15 protein-coding genes are annotated in these 16,476 nt (G+C 70.1%); 13 read left to right on the top strand and 2 right to left on the bottom strand.

The features are described 5' to 3' along the window. Window positions 1–37: 37 nt before the first annotated feature. The 5 genes from ACIPWY_RS32700 to ACIPWY_RS32680 all read left to right on the top strand — a co-directional run bounded on the left by ACIPWY_RS32700 (window position 38) and on the right by ACIPWY_RS32680 (window position 3,084). Window positions 38–814, top strand: a complete 777-nt coding sequence (locus ACIPWY_RS32700) for a TioE family transcriptional regulator (RefSeq protein ID WP_362907175.1) — start codon at window positions 38–40, stop codon at window positions 812–814. An 81-nt stretch (window positions 815–895) separates the two neighbouring features. Beyond that, window positions 896–1,117, top strand: coding sequence for a hypothetical protein (locus ACIPWY_RS32695; RefSeq protein ID WP_362907173.1), 222 nt, complete (start codon window positions 896–898; stop codon window positions 1,115–1,117). Between the two features lie 127 nt (window positions 1,118–1,244). After that, complete coding sequence (locus tag ACIPWY_RS32690; protein ID WP_393702139.1) at window positions 1,245–2,162, top strand: LLM class F420-dependent oxidoreductase; 918 nt, start codon at window positions 1,245–1,247, stop codon at window positions 2,160–2,162. Beyond that, entirely contained in the window at window positions 2,159–2,491 is a 333-nt protein-coding gene (locus tag ACIPWY_RS32685; protein WP_362907169.1) for a hypothetical protein, read from the top strand. Before ACIPWY_RS32690 ends, ACIPWY_RS32685 begins: the two co-directional genes overlap by 4 nt. Continuing rightward, window positions 2,488–3,084: a Dabb family protein gene (locus ACIPWY_RS32680; RefSeq protein ID WP_393702141.1), complete on the top strand. Its 597-nt coding sequence runs from the start codon at window positions 2,488–2,490 to the stop codon at window positions 3,082–3,084. Before ACIPWY_RS32685 ends, ACIPWY_RS32680 begins: the two co-directional genes overlap by 4 nt. A 44-nt stretch (window positions 3,085–3,128) precedes the next feature. Here the strand turns inward: ACIPWY_RS32680 and ACIPWY_RS32675 are convergent, their stop codons facing one another. Continuing rightward, the gene (locus tag ACIPWY_RS32675; RefSeq protein WP_393702143.1) at window positions 3,129–4,934 is read right to left on the bottom strand and encodes a pectate lyase; all 1,806 of its coding nucleotides are present in this window, start codon (window positions 4,932–4,934) and stop codon (window positions 3,129–3,131) included. Window positions 4,935–5,352: 418 nt separating this feature from the next. Here ACIPWY_RS32675 and ACIPWY_RS32670 point away from each other — a divergent pair, with 418 nt between their 5' ends. From ACIPWY_RS32670 to yicI, 6 genes are all read left to right on the top strand, one after another. Next, window positions 5,353–6,399, top strand: coding sequence for a LacI family DNA-binding transcriptional regulator (locus ACIPWY_RS32670; RefSeq protein ID WP_393702145.1), 1,047 nt, complete (start codon window positions 5,353–5,355; stop codon window positions 6,397–6,399). Window positions 6,400–6,608: 209 nt separating this feature from the next. Beyond that, on the top strand, window positions 6,609–7,787 hold the full coding sequence (locus ACIPWY_RS32665) for a sugar ABC transporter substrate-binding protein (protein ID WP_362907162.1): 1,179 nt from the start codon (window positions 6,609–6,611) through the stop codon (window positions 7,785–7,787). A 10-nt stretch (window positions 7,788–7,797) separates the two neighbouring features. Continuing rightward, window positions 7,798–8,763: a carbohydrate ABC transporter permease gene (locus ACIPWY_RS32660; protein ID WP_390019159.1), complete on the top strand. Its 966-nt coding sequence runs from the start codon at window positions 7,798–7,800 to the stop codon at window positions 8,761–8,763. 6 nt (window positions 8,764–8,769) lie between these two features. Further along, the gene (locus ACIPWY_RS32655) at window positions 8,770–9,597 is read left to right on the top strand and encodes a carbohydrate ABC transporter permease (protein WP_393702148.1); all 828 of its coding nucleotides are present in this window, start codon (window positions 8,770–8,772) and stop codon (window positions 9,595–9,597) included. A gap of 32 nt (window positions 9,598–9,629) precedes the next feature. Next, window positions 9,630–11,060 (top strand): GH1 family beta-glucosidase, encoded by a 1,431-nt coding sequence (locus tag ACIPWY_RS32650; protein ID WP_393702150.1) that lies wholly within the window; start codon window positions 9,630–9,632, stop codon window positions 11,058–11,060. Continuing rightward, on the top strand, window positions 11,057–13,399 hold the full coding sequence (yicI, locus tag ACIPWY_RS32645; protein ID WP_393702152.1) for an alpha-xylosidase: 2,343 nt from the start codon (window positions 11,057–11,059) through the stop codon (window positions 13,397–13,399). The genes ACIPWY_RS32650 and yicI overlap by 4 nt, the downstream gene beginning before the upstream one ends. 68 nt (window positions 13,400–13,467) lie before the next feature. Here the strand turns inward: yicI and ACIPWY_RS32640 are convergent, their stop codons facing one another. After that, window positions 13,468–14,664 (bottom strand): aromatic ring-hydroxylating dioxygenase subunit alpha, encoded by a 1,197-nt coding sequence (locus ACIPWY_RS32640; protein ID WP_362907155.1) that lies wholly within the window; start codon window positions 14,662–14,664, stop codon window positions 13,468–13,470. Between the two features lie 351 nt (window positions 14,665–15,015). Between ACIPWY_RS32640 and ACIPWY_RS32635 the strand changes: the two genes are divergently transcribed. Then, entirely contained in the window at window positions 15,016–15,822 is an 807-nt protein-coding gene (locus tag ACIPWY_RS32635) for a ferritin-like protein (protein ID WP_362907154.1), read from the top strand. Continuing rightward, complete coding sequence (locus tag ACIPWY_RS32630) at window positions 15,819–16,388, top strand: hypothetical protein (RefSeq protein ID WP_362907152.1); 570 nt, start codon at window positions 15,819–15,821, stop codon at window positions 16,386–16,388. The genes ACIPWY_RS32635 and ACIPWY_RS32630 overlap by 4 nt, the downstream gene beginning before the upstream one ends. Window positions 16,389–16,476 lie beyond the last annotated feature (88 nt).

Below are 16,476 nucleotides of genomic sequence, written 5' to 3'. Positions count from 1 at the left end.
AAACTTTTCCGCGATATCGGCAGGACTCAGCAGGCTCATGGGATCAAACCTTCAAAGCCGTGTGCGGCTCAGGCCGGTTGATCTGGCACGCGAGCACGGTCTGTCCACCCAGGCGATCAGGAACTACGAGAAGGCCGGCATCCTTCCGACGGCCCGTCGAACACCCCACGGCTACCGCACCTACACCTCGCTGCACGCGGGGGCCCTGCGCGCGTTCCTCGCCCTGTCGCCCGGTCACGGCCACCGGACGGCGACATCGATCATGCGGGCGGTGAACGAGGGCGCGGCCGAGGAGGCGTTCCGCCTCATCGACGAGAGCCACGTCCAGCTCCTCGACGACCGCCGGACCCTCCGGGCCGTGGAGAACGCCCTTGGCGATCTGGAGCCCTCCACGGCGCCGGAGCCCCATGCGGGGTCCGAGCCGGCCGCCATGAACAGGCCCGGCGGCACGTTCATCGGGCCGCTGGCGGACAGGCTCGGCATCCGGCCCGCGACGCTGCGCAAATGGGAGCACGCCGGGTTGGTGACCCCGCGCCGCGACCCGCTGACCGGGTACCGCGTCTACGACGAGGCCGACGTGCGGGACGCACGTCTGGCCCATCAACTCAGGCGGGGCGGCTACCTGTTGGAACAGATCGCCCCGCTGATCGCCCAGGTGCGGGCGGCCGGCGGGCTTGAGCCGCTGGGGGCCGCGCTGTCCGACTGGCGCGGCCGCTTGTCCGCACGCGGGCGGGCGATGCTGGCCGGCGCCGCAGAGCTGGAGGCGTACCTCCGCGAGCGCACTGAGACCGCGGTCGCCCGTCGTGGAGGGTAAGGGTCGCGCCGTGGGGCTCAGGGGAGTCCGTGACCTTGCAGCCGGCGGGCGAGATCGGTGCTATCGCCGTACCGTCGAACCATGTCCGTGAATCTCGTAGTGCTTGGCAAAGAGGGTCAGACCTCGGAGCACCAGGGCGAGGTGCTGCACTTCGTCGACGGCAAGGATGGCCAGTTCTCGTACTCGATCGACGCCGGTGCGCTGCTCGTATGGAAGGCAGATCCCCGTGCCACGACGAGGGTTGAGGTGGCCTACGCCCCCCACGCGTGGATCAAGGCCAGCGGGGCCCGCAAGGACAGTTGACCGGCGGACCGCACCGGTCCGCTGCCAGCCGTAGCGCCGTCAGCTCCCCTTCCCCACTCCTGCTATTCCTGATAGGAACACTTCTAACAGGCATAGCGGTGATGGTGTCGAAGCGAGGGGACCCGGCATGCTCCGACTTGGAATGATGGCGCCGTTCACCGACGGCCTCATCACCTCGGGCGGATTCCTCCGCGACCTCGCGGGCACGCTCGAAGAGTGCGGCGTCGAGTCACTGTGGACGGTCGAGCACGTGGCCGTCGCCGAACGGTACGAACCGCTCTATCCGTACTCCAACGACGGCCGGATACCCGGCAGTTCGGGCGGCGTCCCCATGCCCGACCCGCTGGAGACCATCGCCTTCCTGGCCGGGGCCTCGCGCTCACTGCGGTTCGGTACGGCGATGATCGTCGCCCCTCTGCACAGCCCGGTGGTCCTGGCCAAGCGCGCCGCGACGATCGACCGGCACTCCGACGGGCGGCTGATGCTGGGCCTCGGTATCGGCTGGCAGAAGGAGGAGTACGCCGCCGTCGGCGTGCCCTACCAGGACCGGGGCCGACGGCTCGAGGAGTGTGTCGGCGCGATGCGCGCCCTGTGGGGCAACGGGCCCGCCTCGTACCAGGGGCGGCACGTCTCCTTCGAGGGCCTGCACTCGCTGCCGCGGCCTGTCAGCGGTGCCGTGCCCGTCGTTCTGGGCGGCAACAGCGATCCCGCCGTCCGCCGCGCGGGCCGGATCGGCGACGGCTGGTTCCCCTACACGATCACTCCGGAGGACTTCACCCGCCAGGCCGACCTGCTGCGCGACGCCGCGCGTGCGGCGGGCAGGGCGGAGGACGCCGTGGAGATCACGGTGTGGCCGGGCTCCTGCGACCGTGAGCGCGCCGGGGATCCCGCATGGGTTCGGGGCTTCGTCGACGCGGGCGCGACGCGCCTTGTCGTCGCACCGCACATCCGGGGCGCGGACGGCCTTTCGGGCCCTCGGGGCCTGGACGCGTTGCGTGAACAGCTCGACCGGTACCGGGCCGAGGTACTGGAGAAGCTGTCGTGAGCGGGGTGCAGGTGCTGGACGTCGTCGTGCTCGCGGGCGATGACGCCGAGGAGTGGCTGCGACGCTGGCGCGCCGAGTACCTGCCGGGTGCCGTCGGCCGGGGCATGGCCGAGGAGCGCGTCTGGCGCGCGTGGACCGGCCCGGACACCGTGGCGGTCCGGATTCTGTGGTCGCTGCCGGACAGTGGTGCGTTCTTCGCCGCGCGGGCCGCGGCCGGCGCCGATCCTCGGGTCGCCGCGTTCTGGGCATATACGGATGAGATCGCGCTCGACCGCGATCGTCACGTGCTGGAGCAGGTCGTCGGTGCTCACGAGGAGGTGGCGTCATGACCCGCTGGGTGGCTCTGCTGCCGGCCGACAACACCGAGGCGTACAGCAAGGCGGCCACCGGGCCCGGCGTTGTGAGCGGCTCCGCGGCGGCCGACCTGCCGGGCAGTTTCGGTGGCACCGGCGCCACTTGGGACGTGTCGGCGGAACGGACCCCCGCCGGCATCGCTGCGGCGGCCGGGCTGCCGGAGCCCCTCGACACGGTCGCTCTCGCGCCGGTGCGCGGGCAGTGCGTTCCGCTGCTCGGTCCGCGGGTGAAGCGGACCCTGCTCCTCGCGGTACGCCCCGGCACACCCAGCGCTCTCGTCGGGCGACTGGAAGCGGATCTCGTCGCGATGCCCGACCACATCTCCACCATCCGCTCCTGGTCCCTCAGCAGGGTGGACCAGACACACACGACGTCCCGGTGGACCCACGTCTGGGAGCAGGAGTACGCGGACGTCCAGGGGTTGACCGGCGAGTATCTCGGCCACCCCTTCCACTGGACCTGTGTGGACCGGTGGTTCGACGGCGAGATCCCGACCGCCGGGATCGTGGAGCCGCGCCTGGTCCACGTCTTTCGCTGGAGCCGGAGACCGATCCTGGTCCCCCTCTGAGGACGGCGCGGGCCCCACAGGCGGGACGCTGAGGGGTGGGTGCCTCAGTCGGCGACGTAGGCGATGAGCTTGGCCATGTTGCCGGTGTAGGCGGATGTCGTGATGCCCTCGGCACTGTCGTGCGGCTGGTACGGCGGCTCCGCGGGCGCAGCCGCGGGGTCGTACGGCGAGGTGTCGTACAAGTCGCCCACGTGCTTGCTCATGTAGGCCGTGCCCCCGTACGGCGTGGCCGGCGCCGGGCCGAGGTACGGGTTGGTGGTGGTGCCGATGGGGGTGATCCAGTGGTCCTTGGCGCCGAGGTCGTCCACGAGGGCACCTGCCTGGTCCTCGGTCACCTCGGGCAGGGCCGGGTCGGCGCCTCGGAACAGGTCGGTGAGGTCGAGATCGCGCACACTGAAGTAGCGCGGAAGCTCTTGCAGTCCGCTGGGGGCGAGCGGGGACCGGTCACGCAGATCGGCGACTTCGGAGCGGCTCAGCGCCATCAGCTCGTCGTACGTGGACCTGAGGCCGGTGAGGTCGATGGAGCGGCCGCCGGAGTAGTGGCTGAGTGTATTGCGGTGGTCGTGGTCGTAGTAGTAGGCGCCGTTGCGGATGTTGGAGCCGAAGCGGTGCACGAAGCGGGGCCGGTTGGTGTCCAACTCCACGAAGGTCGGGTGCGTGGAGTTCTTCAGGAGCGGGTTCTCCTCCTTCTGCTCACTGGTGAGCGGGCAGGACTCCAGCCAGGCGATGGCGTCGGGCACGCGGCGCAGGTAGTCGTGGTCGCCGGTGAGTCTGAAGTAATGGAACAGCTGCCGGATGTTGGTCTGCGTGGTGTGTGTGGTCAGGGACCGCGGCTCGTACGAGCGGGCGCTGGCGGGCGCGCCGGCGGGCCGGCCACCCACCGTGTGCGAAAGGTGCTGCAGGCCCCAACCCGCCTGGGGCCCGGGCTGCTGCAACCGGTGCAGGCAGGCCATGGCGCGCAGCACGGGCCGGGTCAGGTCACGCCGCCCCAGCGCCGATATGCACATGAGGAGGAACTTGATGTTCTCGCCGAGGACATCGTCGTTGAAGGTGACGTGGCCGGTGTAGTCGCCGTCCTGCATGCCGTGCTGGACGTCCGACGGCAGCCAGGAGGGCCGCTCTTCGGGCCAGGGCATCTCGCTCACGGCGCCGGAGAACGCGGGGAACCGCTGCGGCCAGCCGCCGTCGGCCGGGCCTCCGCGCAACTGTGCCTTGAGCATGAAGTCGATGACGCGGTTCAGGGACGCCTTGAACTTCGGGTGCCTGCGCTCCACGTAGAGGCGAAGGATCAGTTGCGCGGCAGTGGAGGTGCCGGCGTCGTCGAAGGTGGCGTTGCCGTAGTAGTGCTGGAACTCCTCCAGGCGCCAGCCGTTCGCACCGATGGTCGCGTACCAGTCACGCAGGGAGCGCTCGCCCGCGAAATCGTGGATGTAGTTCCATCCTCCGACGGGGAGTTGGGCTTCGACGAGGGCGAGGCCTGTGCGTTCGGCGGCGCGGTAGAAGGTCTCGTCGCCGGTGGCGTGGTACGCGTCGAGGAGGCTGTGGCCGACGCTGGGCGTGCCGGGCGGCTGGACCCAGCACATGGTCCGCTTCGCCTCCATCTCCCCCCAAGTGGTGGACAGATCGGGGAGATAGCTCCAGACGTACGCGCCGCGGTAGGACACGTGCTCGTCCATGAAGGCCGCCGCTCGGCGCATCGCTCGCGCGGCGTGAGTGCGACCGCTGTCGGTGCGTGAGCCTGCCGGGTGAGCGGCGGGCCGGGACGCAGCCGACGCGATGCCGGGACGCAGCCCGGCCAGCGCTCCGGCGGCGGGCACTGCGGCGAGCAGGGCGAAGGTTCGTCTGGACATGGGAGTACTCAACGGTGTCGCCTCCAGGCATGACGGATGCACGTCGCGGGGTGCGCCGACAGGTACGGCGGCGACCCACAACTCGGGTGTCAGGGAAGGGAAATGTCGTCGGGCACAGACCTATCACCCGTCGTTCAGAACCCTCAAGAGTTCGTACCAGTGAAAATTGTTCATGTACGCGATCGACTTGCCTTGCAGCACAGGCGATCGACATGTTTCGCGCCCAAAATGCCTACCGGGATTCACATATACAAACCACGAACTGCCGCATGGGTATTGCCCTCGCGGTCGGGGCTCTCCTACAGTCACGCACGCCCCGTCAGTCGAATCGATTCGACGATCAGTGCAGAGAGAGCCGCCGGAGCGGCCAGAACCAGAACGACGGAACAACCCAGGACCGGACCGCAAAGGAGCGGGAATGGCCACGATCAAAGACGTCGCCGAACGGGCGGGTGTCGCGCCCAGCACCGTCAGCTATGTCCTCAGCGGCTCCCGCAAGATCTCCGAGGACACCCGGCGCGCGGTGCAGGCCGCCATCGCCGAGCTCGGCTACCACCCGCGGGCCAGCGCCCGCACGCTGCGCAGCGCCCGTAGCGACGTTCTGGCCCTGGCTGTCCCCCGTGTGCCCGGCGAATACCGTGCGGTGGACGGCCGATTCGCCATCGACGTCAGCGACGCCGCCCGCAGTCACGGATACGACCTGCTGCTGATGACCGACGTGGACGGGGTCGGCGGGCTGCGCCGGGTGGCCGGCAGCGGACTGGCGGACGCGGCCGTCCTCATGGCGGTGGAGGAGCAGGACCCCCGCATCGGTGCCATGCGCGAACTGGGCTTCCCCACCGCGCTGCTCGGCCGCGGCGACGACGACTCGGCGCTCCCCTGGGTCGACCTCGACTGGGAGGCCGCCGTCGCCCTCGCGTTGCGCGAGACCGCCGCGGCCGGCCACCGGCACATCGCCTTCCTCGCCTCGGCCGACCACGAGATCGCGGCCCGCCGCGGCTACGCCGCGCGCGGCCTCGACGGCGCCCGGCACACGGCGAAGGAGTCGGGCGCGGACATCCGCGTTCACCACTCGAGCGGCGACCCCGACGTGCTGCGACGCCGGGTGCGCGAGGTGCTGGGCGCGCGGCCCGCCCCGACCGCACTGGTCGTCCAGCACCTGCACCGCCTCCCCCATCTGCTTGCCGAGGTGGCCACTGCCGGGCTACGAGTCCCCGAGGACCTGGCCGTCGTGCCGGTCGGCACCCTCCCCGACGACCTGGGCGGACGGCTCCTGCCGCGTATCGAACTGCCCGTCGCGGAGATGTCTTTGGCAGTCGTCGAACTCGCGGTCAAGGCGATGGCCGGCGCGCCCCCCAGCCACAGGAGCCAGAACCATCCGTCCCCCGGCCTCCCCCCTCACCGTCTGATCACGCCCCAGATGGCGCCCGGGGCCACCATCACGCCGCCGCAAAGGCATCTCTGAACGTCGCCTCCGCGTGCGGCTCCTGGACCGCGCACCCAGAGCACCATTCGCGCGCGACACCCCACAGCCGAGCACCGCTCCGGAATCCCCCGAGCCACCCGTCCGGACCCTCAACTCCCCGAGCCGCAGCCCCGATTGGAGAACCGCTCGTGCACTCCCGCGCAGAGCGCAGACTGCCACCCGCCACAGCCGCAGGTCTGGCGGTAGCCATGACCGCGACGCTGGGTCTCACCGGGTGCGCCGCCACTCCGGCCCCCGACACCGTCACCGTGCTCAACTCGGCGACGGACACCGCCGAGCACACCGCCAACCAGAAGTTCTTCGACCGCTGCGCGGGGCCCCTAGGGCTGAAGGTCGAGCAGATCAGCGTGCCCGCGGACCAGGTCGCCTCCAAAGCGCTCCGGATGGCCTCGTCCAAGTCGCTCACCGACATCCTGGAGCTCGACGGGTCCGAGCTGCCGCAGTTCGCCGGGACCGAGGGCCTGCGCCCGCTGAAGGAAGTCGGCGTCGACACCTCAGGGTTCTCCGGCAGCGCCACCTCCCTCGGCTCGTACGACGGCACCCAGTACGGCATCGCGCGCTCCGTCAACTCCCTGGCCCTGATCTACAACACCGAGCTCCTCAAGGAGGCCGGGGTCGAGCCGCCCACCACCTGGGACGAGCTGAAGACTGCCGCGACGAAGCTCACCCACGGCAGCACCTACGGGATGGCGTTCAGCGCGAGCCCCAACGCCGACGGGGTGTACCAGTTCCTGCCGTTCTTCTGGTCCGGCGGCGGTGACGAGGCGGAGCTCGACAACGGCAAGGGCGAGGCCGCACTCCAGCTGTGGAAGGACCTGGTCTCGGACGGGTCCGCCTCGAAGTCCGTCGTCAACTGGAACCAGCAGGACGTCAACGACCAGTTCGTGGCCGGCCGCGCCGCCATGATGATCAACGGGCCGTGGCAGGTGCCGGTGCTCGACGCCCAGAAGAAGGTGGACTGGGCGGTCGCCCGCATCCCGGTTCCCGAGGCGGGACAGGACGCGATCCCACCGATCGGCGGCACCGTGATGGCCGTGCCGAAGAACGAGGACAGAACCCGCGAGAAGAACGCGGGGAAGATCCTCAACTGCCTCAACTCCCAGAAGAATCAGCTCCAGTGGGGCGAGTCGGTCAACAACGTACCCACCCGGGCCGCCGCCGCGCGGGCCTACGCCGAGCAGAACCCCAAGCTCGCCGCCTTCGCCGACCTGGTCACCACCGCCCGCTCCCGGACCGCCGAGGTCGGCACCCGCTGGCCGGTGGTCGGCGACGCGCTCGCGGGCGCGTTCCAGTCGGTGCTGACCGGCAGGACCAGTCCCGAACAGGCCCTGCACCGCGCCCAGCAACAGGCCTCCACGGGGAAGTGAGGAACCGGACATGAGCACCTTTGCCTCCACCGCCCCGGCCACCAAGGCCTCCGGCTCCTCGGCCGCCCCCGCGAAAGCCGGCTCCGGCACCCGCCGCCACGGGCTGCTCCGGTGGCTCTTCGTCGCCCCCGCGCTCGCCTACATGGCCCTCTTCTTCGGTTACCCGCTCGTCCGCAACATCGTGATGAGCTTCCAGCACTACACGCCCAAGACGTACTTCACGGGCGAGGCACCGTTCAACGGCCTGGAGAACTGGCGGGCCGTCTTCGCCGACGAACTGTTCGCCGGCTCCCTGTGGCACACGGCGCTCTTCACGGCCGGCTCCCTGCTCGGCCAGTTCACCATCGGACTGGCCCTCGCCGTGTTCTTCTCCCGCCGCTTCCGGCTCGCCGGCTTCGTCCGCGCGATCCTGCTGCTGCCCTGGCTGGTGCCCATGGTCGTGTCCGCCGTCGTATGGCGGCGCATCCTCGACCAGGACCACGGGATGCTCAACAGCGCCCTGCACGCCGTCGGCCTGACCGAGGGCGGTGTGCCGTGGCTGAGCAGCCCGGGCGTGGCACTGCTGTCGGCGATCCTGGTCAACATCTGGATCGGCATCCCGTTCAACATGGTGATCCTCTACGGCGGCCTCCAGGAGATTCCGCGCGAGCTGTACGAGGCGGCGTCGCTCGACGGGGCGAGCCCGTGGCGGACCTTCCGCAGCATCACCCTGCCGATGCTGCGCCCGGTGGTCACCGTCGTCCTCGTCCTGGGCTTCATGTCCACGGTGAAGATCCTCGACCTGATCCTGGCACTGACCTCGGGCGGGCCCGCGGACTCCACACAGACCCTGGGCACCGTCACGTACCAACTGTCGTTCCTCCAGCTCGACTTCGGCCAGGGCGCCGTCGTGGGCAACGTCCTCATCCTCATCAGCGCGGTCTTCGCCGTGCTGTACCTGCGGGCCAATCGCGCCGACTTCGGCAAGGGGAAGTGACCGACCGTGAACCCGACCTCGAACCGTCCTCGCCTGCGGGCCGCCTGGAACACGACCGCCGCGCTGCTGATCCTCGCCGTCCTGCTCTTCCCGGTCTACTGGATGCTCAACACCGCGCTCCAGCCTGATTCGAGCGTGGCCGCGACCGAGTGGTTCCCGGCCTCGCCCGGTCTGGAGAACTTCGGCACGGCGTTCTCCAGCCAAGGCGGCTCACTGCTGACCAGTTTCGTCGTCGCCCTCGGCGCCGTCGCCGTGTGCCTCGCGCTGGCCGCGCCCGCCGCATACGGGCTCGCCCAGTTCGGGCTGCGCGGCGGCCAGGGCATCGTCTTCACCACGCTGATCACGCAGATGGTCCCGGGCATCGTCATCGCCAACGCCCTCTACAGCGCGTACGCGGAGCTGGGCCTGGTCAACTCCTATCTGGGGCTGATCCTCGCGGACGCCTCGCTCGGCCTGCCGTTCGCGATCGTGCTACTGCGGGCCTTCATGGTGTCCATTCCGCACGAGGTCATCGAGGCGGCGATGGTCGACGGCGCCAACCGCTTCACCGCGTTCGTCCGCATCGTGCTGCCGATGAGCCGCAACGCCCTCATCACGGCGGGGCTCTTCACCTTTCTGTTCGCCTGGTCGGACTTCATGTTCGCGCTGACCCTCAACACGACCGACGACGTCAAGCCGATCACTCTGGGCATCTACCAGTTCGTCGGCGCGCATGTCAGCGACTGGGGCGCGGTCATGGCCACCGCGGTGCTGTCCGCGGTACCCGCCGCGATCCTGCTGGTCGTCGCCCAGAAGTACATCTCCGCCGGGATCACCGGCGGGTCCATCAAGTAATGGCACCGCGTAGCGATAAGGGCTTCTGCCGCATGAGCACCCCCGAATTCCCGGAATTCCCCGACGGCTTCTTCTTCGGCGCCGCCACCGCGAGCTACCAGATCGAGGGGGCGTACGAGGAGGGCGGCAGAGGACCGTCCATCTGGGACACCTACTGCCGCGAGCCCGGACGCGTGGCCGGCGGCGCCACCGGAGACGTCGCCTGCGACCACTATCACCGCTACCGCGAGGACGTGGCTCTGCTGCACGGCCTTGGCGTCGACAGCTACCGTTTCTCCGTCGCCTGGCCACGGATCCAGCCCGACGGCACAGGACCGGCCAACGCTGCCGGTCTGGACTTCTACGACCGGCTGGTCGACGAGCTGCTGGCGTCCGGGATCTCCCCCGCCTCCACCCTCTACCACTGGGACCTCCCCCAGGCCCTGGAAGACCGGGGCGGCTGGCGGGTACGGGAAACGGCCGAGCGCTTCGCGGACTACGCCGGCCTGGTCGTGGAGCGACTCGGCGACCGGGTGGACCGCTGGATCACCCTCAACGAACCGTTCTGCAGCGCCTTCGTCGGCTACGCGGCGGGCGCCCACGCCCCCGGCGCACGGGAAGGCCGCGGCGCGCTGGCCGCCGCCCACCACCTCCTCGTCGGCCAAGGCCTCGCCGTCCGCGCCCTGCGCGAGGCCGGCGCCCGGGAGGTCGGGATCACGCTCAACCCGGACCGGCTGCTCCCCGCCGCCCCCGGTTCGCCCGCCGACCTGGCCGCCGTGCGCCGGGCCGAGACCCTGCACAACGAGGTGTGGCTGGACCCCCTGTTCGCCGGGCGCTATCCGCAGCACGAGGCCGAGACGTGGGGCGAGCCGTCCGACGGCTCGTACCGGCTCGACACTTCGTACCGTCGCGACGCCGACCTCGAACTCATCGCCGCCCCACTGGACTTCGTGGGCATCAACTACTACCGGCCGATCACCATCGCCGACGCACCGCACCGCGACCCGGACCCGGGGACCCGCACGGCCGTCGACATCCGGGTCACCGAGACCTGGCGCGACGACGTACGGCACACCACCATGGGCTGGCCCGTCGTCCCGCACACCTTCACGGACCTGCTGGTCGACCTGACCGAGCGCTACCCCGAGCTGCCCCCGCTGGTCATCACCGAGAACGGCTCGGCCGAGGCCGACACCGTCACGGACGACCGCCGGGTCCACGACACCGACCGGGTCGAGTACCTCCGTAGCCACCTGGAAGCCCTATCCGCCGCCATCCGCGCCGGCGTCGACGTGCGCGGCTACTACGTGTGGTCGCTGCTCGACAACTTCGAATGGGCCCGCGGCTACGGCCAGCGGTTCGGCATCGTCCGGGTCGACTACGACACCCAGGAGCGCATCCCCAAGGACAGCTACCGCTGGTTCCGGGACCTGATCGCCACCCACCGCGCCCGTACCACCACCGCTGACAAGGACCACCGATGAAGTTCACCGACGGCTACTGGCTGATGCGCGAGGGCATCCAGGCGTCGTACGCCTCCGAGATCGCAGAGGCGCGCGTCGAAGACGGCAGGCTCACCCTGTACGCCCCGGTCCGGCGGGTGGAGGAACGGGGCCACACCCTCAACAGCCCGCTCCTGACCGTCGAATGCTGGTCGCCCGCCGAGGGCGTGATCGGCATCCGCTCCACCCACCACGCGGGCGGCGCCGCACACGGCCCCGACTTCGCCCTGCGCACCGACCCCGACCACACCGCGAAGATCACCCGGGACGGGTCCCTGCTGGAGCTGACCAGCGGAGAGCTGTCACTGCGGGTGGACACCGCCGCACCCTGGTGCCTGGACTTCACCTCCGAGGGCCGCGTCCTCACCTCCGCCGGGTCCCGGGGCACCGGCTTCGCCCTCACGGGCGACGGCCACCACCACTCGCTGGCCCAACTGTCCCTGGGTGTCGGCGAATTGGTCTACGGGCTCGGCGAGCGCTTCACCCCGTTCACCAGGAACGGCCAGACCGTGGACATCTGGCAGGCCGACGGCGGCACCGCCAGCGAGCAGGCGTACAAGAACATCCCCTTCCACCTCACCAACCGGGGCTACGGCGTCTTCGTCAACCACCCCGGCCACGTCTCGTACGAGATCGGGTCCGAGGCAGTGGGGCAGGTGCAGTTCAGCGTCGAGGACCAGGCGCTGGAGTACTACGTCATCCACGGTCCGACGCCCAAGGACATCCTGGACCGCTACACCGCCCTGACCGGCCGCCCGGCACTGCCGCCCGCCTGGTCGTTCGGGCTGTGGCTGTCCACCTCCTTCACCACCTCCTACGACGAGGAGACGGTCCACCGGTTCGTCCGTGGCATGGCGCAGCGCGGCATCCCGCTCGGCGTCTTCCACTTCGACTGCTTCTGGATGCGCGAGTACCAGTGGTGCGACTTCACGTGGGACCCGGACGTCTTCCCGGACCCGGAGGGCATGCTGCGGCGCCTCAAGGACGAGCAGGGCCTGCGCGTCTCGGTGTGGATCAACCCGTACATCGGCCAGAAGTCCCCGCTCTTCACGGAGGCCATGCGCCACGGCTACCTGGTGCGCCGGGCCAACGGCGATGTGTGGCAATGGGACCTGTGGCAGGCGGGCATGGCACTGGTCGACTTCACCGACCCCGAGGCGCGGGAGTGGTACGCGGGCAAGTTGCGCGCCCTGGTCGCGCAGGGCGTGGACTGCTTCAAGACCGACTTCGGCGAGCGCATTCCGACCGACGTGGTGTGGCACGACGGTTCCGACCCGGAGCGCATGCACAACTACTACACCCAGCTCTACAACGAAACCGTCTTCGAGGTGCTGAGCGAGACACGGGGCGCCGGCGAGGCCGTGCTCTTCGCGCGGTCGGCGACCGCGGGCGGGCAGCAGTTCCCGGTGCACTGGGGCGGCGACTGCGAGTCCCACTTCGGGGCGATGGCCGAGTCGCTGCGCGGCGGCCTCTCGCTCGGCCTGTCCGGCTTCGGCTTCTGGAGCCACGACATCGGCGGCTTCGAGGGCACGCCGACGCCCGAAGTCTTCAAGCGGTGGGTGCAGTTCGGCCTGCTGTCCTCGCACAGCAGGCTGCACGGCAGCAGGTCGTACCGCGTGCCGTGGGACTTCGACGAGGAGGCCGTGGCGGTCACCCGCGACTTCACCCGGCTCAAGCACCGACTCATGCCGTATCTCTTCCGGGCGGCCCAGCAGGCGCAGGAGCGGGGCACGCCGGTGATGCGCGCCATGCTGCTCGAGTTCCCCGACGACCCGGCTTGCCACAGTCTCGACCGGCAGTACATGCTCGGCGACGACCTTCTCGTCGCGCCGGTCTTCTCGGCCGACGGGGCCGTCGACTACTACGTGCCCGAGGGGACCTGGACCCATCTGCTGTCGGGCGAGCGGGTCGACGGGCCGGGCTGGCGGCGCGAGCGGTACGGCTTCGACAGTCTGCCGCTGCTGGCCCGCCCCGGCTCGGTGATCCCGTTCGGGGAGAGCGACGACAGCGCCGTGTACGACTGGGCGCACGGGGTGACGCTGCGCGTCCATGCCCCGGCGGACGGCACTGTGACGGTCACTCGCATCCCTGCTGTCGACGGCTCGGCGGGTGCCACGTTCCGCACGCGGCGGGATGGCGACGTCATCGCCGTCGAGTGCGAGCACGTGGGCGGGGGCAGGAGAGCCCAAGCGCCGTGGCAGGTCCTGCTCGTGGGCATCGAAGCCATCGGCGAGCGCTCCGAGCAGACCGCCCTCGGCACACTCCTCACGGCCGCGCCCGGCGTCACGGCCGTCTCGGCGGTTCTCATGGAGCAGGCGTAGGCGTGGGCGTAGCGGCCTGATGGGGGCGCCAGAGGGCTTGATGACCGCCAACTCCTGGCCGTCGTTGCTCAGTTCGCGTGCCCAGGGCCCTTCTCGTCGTGGTCGGCGGCGTCCAGTGAAGAACCCTGCTGGACTCCGTCGTCCACGGGCTCGGAGTCGAGCGGCACGCCGTTGGTCCGGAGCATGTGCCTCACGTCCAGGATCAGCGGGAACACTTCGTGGTTGCGGTCCTCGCCCTGTTCGTCCCAGGCCCGCTGCTCGGCCTCGACCGCCATCCGGTCCTGGGCGAACACCCGTTCAGTGAAACGCCGGATGAGCGGCCACGCCAGGTGCAGCACCCCGGGGACCGGCGGCTTCGCGATCATCAGCAGGCCGTAGGCGTGGTTGACGCGCTGCTCGGCGTCCTCTGGCACGTAGGCCGCCCAGAGGGAGAACGACGGGAGTTCGGCACCGTCCGGGACGGCCTGGAGGGTCTGGTACGGGTACTGGGTGCGGATCGTGATCTCGTCGGGCGTCTGCTGTCCCCCGATCCCCTCGGCCGACAGCAGTCCGGCGCCGCGGTCCTTCTTGCCCCCGGCGGGGACGAAGAGGTAGCGGGCCTCGACGAACTGCGGGCCGGTCTCGTACCCCAGCAGCTCGGGCTGAATTCTGCCCAGCACACTGCGGTGCAGGAACTGGTGGTTCATGTCGAGCAGGTTCTCGTGCATGAACGAGTAGTGGCAGCGCACGGTGCGGGAGAAGGTCATGGTGCGGTGCGTGGCCGCGCCGAACTCCGGCAGCACGGGGAACGGTGCCGACTCGGCCTTCTCGGGGTCGCCGGGGAAGACGAACACCAGGCCGAACGCTTCGCGGACCGGATACGACCGCACACCGCGCGGCGGCCTTTCGCACCCCTTGGGCAGGTACGGGATCTGCGAGATGCGGCCGTTTCCGCGGTAGGCCCAGGCGTGGTAGCAACAGCGCAGGGTGTCCCCCTCCACGACTCCCATGCTCAGCGGCACCTGGCGGTGCGCGCACCGGTCCTCCAGTGCGTACACACTTCCGCTCCGGCCTCGGTACAGGGCGATCCGCCGGCCCGCGAAGACGGCGGCGAAGGTGCGTCCCCTGCGCACAGCCCGTGACCGGGCCACGGGGTACCAGTAGTCCGGCGCGATCCCGATGCGCCGCAGGTCGGCGACGGCCGCTCCACGCTCGTCCAGGGGCCGGCGGGATCCCGCCGGCCCGTCGGCGCTGTACCCGTCCGTTCTGGGCAGGGCCTCGGTCATGTACTGCTCCCTTGCGCTGGAGCCGGGAGGACGCGGCTGGGAGCACCAGGCGCTCCGCCTGCCGCAGCAGGAATCCACTTCCACGGTGGTAGCAGGCGGTCCGAACGGCAACTGCGGCGCCGTGCCATCCCGCGGTCCGCCTGTCCATTCGGGCGCGGACGGTGGGCCCGGGCACGCCGGGATGCGTCCACTGCCGGGGCGGTCGCGCCCAAAAGCCCCGGGACGGCTTCCCGCGCTACTCCATTTGCCTGTTCGGCTCCCCTGGGCGCGGTACTGGGCTTCGCCGTTCCCCGTCGGCGCGTTGACGCCGTGCGATCGTGCAGCGTCAGCGCGACGCGATCAAAGGGACATATGAACGAGACGGTTTCCATTCCCACCAGAGCGGCCGAGGCCGGGAATCACACCTTCGCCGAGGCGACAACGCCGGTGAACAACCGGGCAGAGCTGCACTGGCTCCTCCGTTCAGCTCTCGCCCTCGAACACGCCACCATTCCCCCCTACCTCTGCGCGATGTTCTCCCTCAAGAGCGGAAAGAACCGGGAGGCCGAAGCCATCATCCGCAGCGTCGTCATGCAGGAGATGCTGCACCTGGCGCTGGTCGGAAACATCATGAACGCGGTCGGTGCCACCCCTCGGTTCGACGACCCGGACCTGGTCCCCGTCTACCCGGGGCAGCTGCCCGGCGGGGTGATGCCCGACCTGGAGGTCTCGCTCGGCGCCTGCTCGATCGAACGGGTACGCCAGGTCTTCATGGGCATCGAGCTGCCCGAAGCCCCCCTCGCCCCGGCCGGGCAGAGAGCGCTCAAGGCCATCTCCGGCTACGACCCTCAGCTGGACGAGCACGGGAACATCCAGAACCTCACCGAAGAGGCCCTCGACGCCCCTCGCAAGTTCTTCGCCCTGGCCGACTACGACGACACCACCGTCGGCGGGTTCTACCAGCACATCGCGCAGGTGCTCACCGACCTCGACGAGCGTGAGGAGGATCTGTTCAGCGGCGATCCACGCAGACAGGTCACCTGGCCGCACGCTCCCGGACGGCTGTACCGGGTGACCAATCTGCGGACAGCGCTCTGGGCCATCCTCGAGATCATCGAACAGGGCGAGGGCCACGCCCAGGATCCGACCGTGGGCCCGCTACCGGGAAGGGCGTCATGACCGGCACCGAACAGGACGGGGCCACCGGCGGGCCCGACCGACGTACCGCTCTGCAACTGGCGGCCACTGCCGCCGTCTCGGGGGTGCTCGCCACCGGCGCGGGGATGGCGGCCCCGGCTCCGGCCGTTGCCGAGCCATCGGCCACCGCCGGGCCTCCACCGGCCGTCCAGGCCGGCGGAAGCTCGGACGAGCTGGCGCACTACTACCGGTTCTGGGAGATCGTGCAGGGGCGCCGGCTGGTCAAGACACACGGCTACTGGTCGTTCGACGGGCCGCGGGTCCCCTTCGATCCGCATGGAGTGCACCGCCTGATCGAGAATCCCGACACCCAGAAGCTGGCGGAGGGCTCGGCAGCGCGCAAGGCGTCCGAACAGTGCGACCTCGCGTACACCGAGATGCTCAGGACGCTCAACCGTGTGTTCGACGGCCACCCCGAAGAACTCCGCCGGGCCGAGGAGCAGATGAACGCCCTCGGCAAGCAGGCCCGTGCGCTGATGCGGATCCCGAGCGCCCCCGGGGCGAAGACGGTCCTGGCCCCTGCCTTCCAGCTGGTCGAGGACCGCTGAGGAGGACGTGTCCGCGGTGGTGACCGCGGATCCGTCCGCGGATGTGTCCGCGGTGACGACACCCGCGCTCGCAGTGCCCGGTCCGGTC

The sequence above is a fragment of the Streptomyces sp. NPDC090032 genome, from assembly GCF_044748025.1.
Taxonomy (GTDB): Bacteria; Actinomycetota; Actinomycetes; order Streptomycetales; family Streptomycetaceae; genus Streptomyces.
The sequence above is the reverse complement of the archived record's forward strand: the minus strand, read 5'-3'. Positions and strand labels throughout refer to the sequence as shown.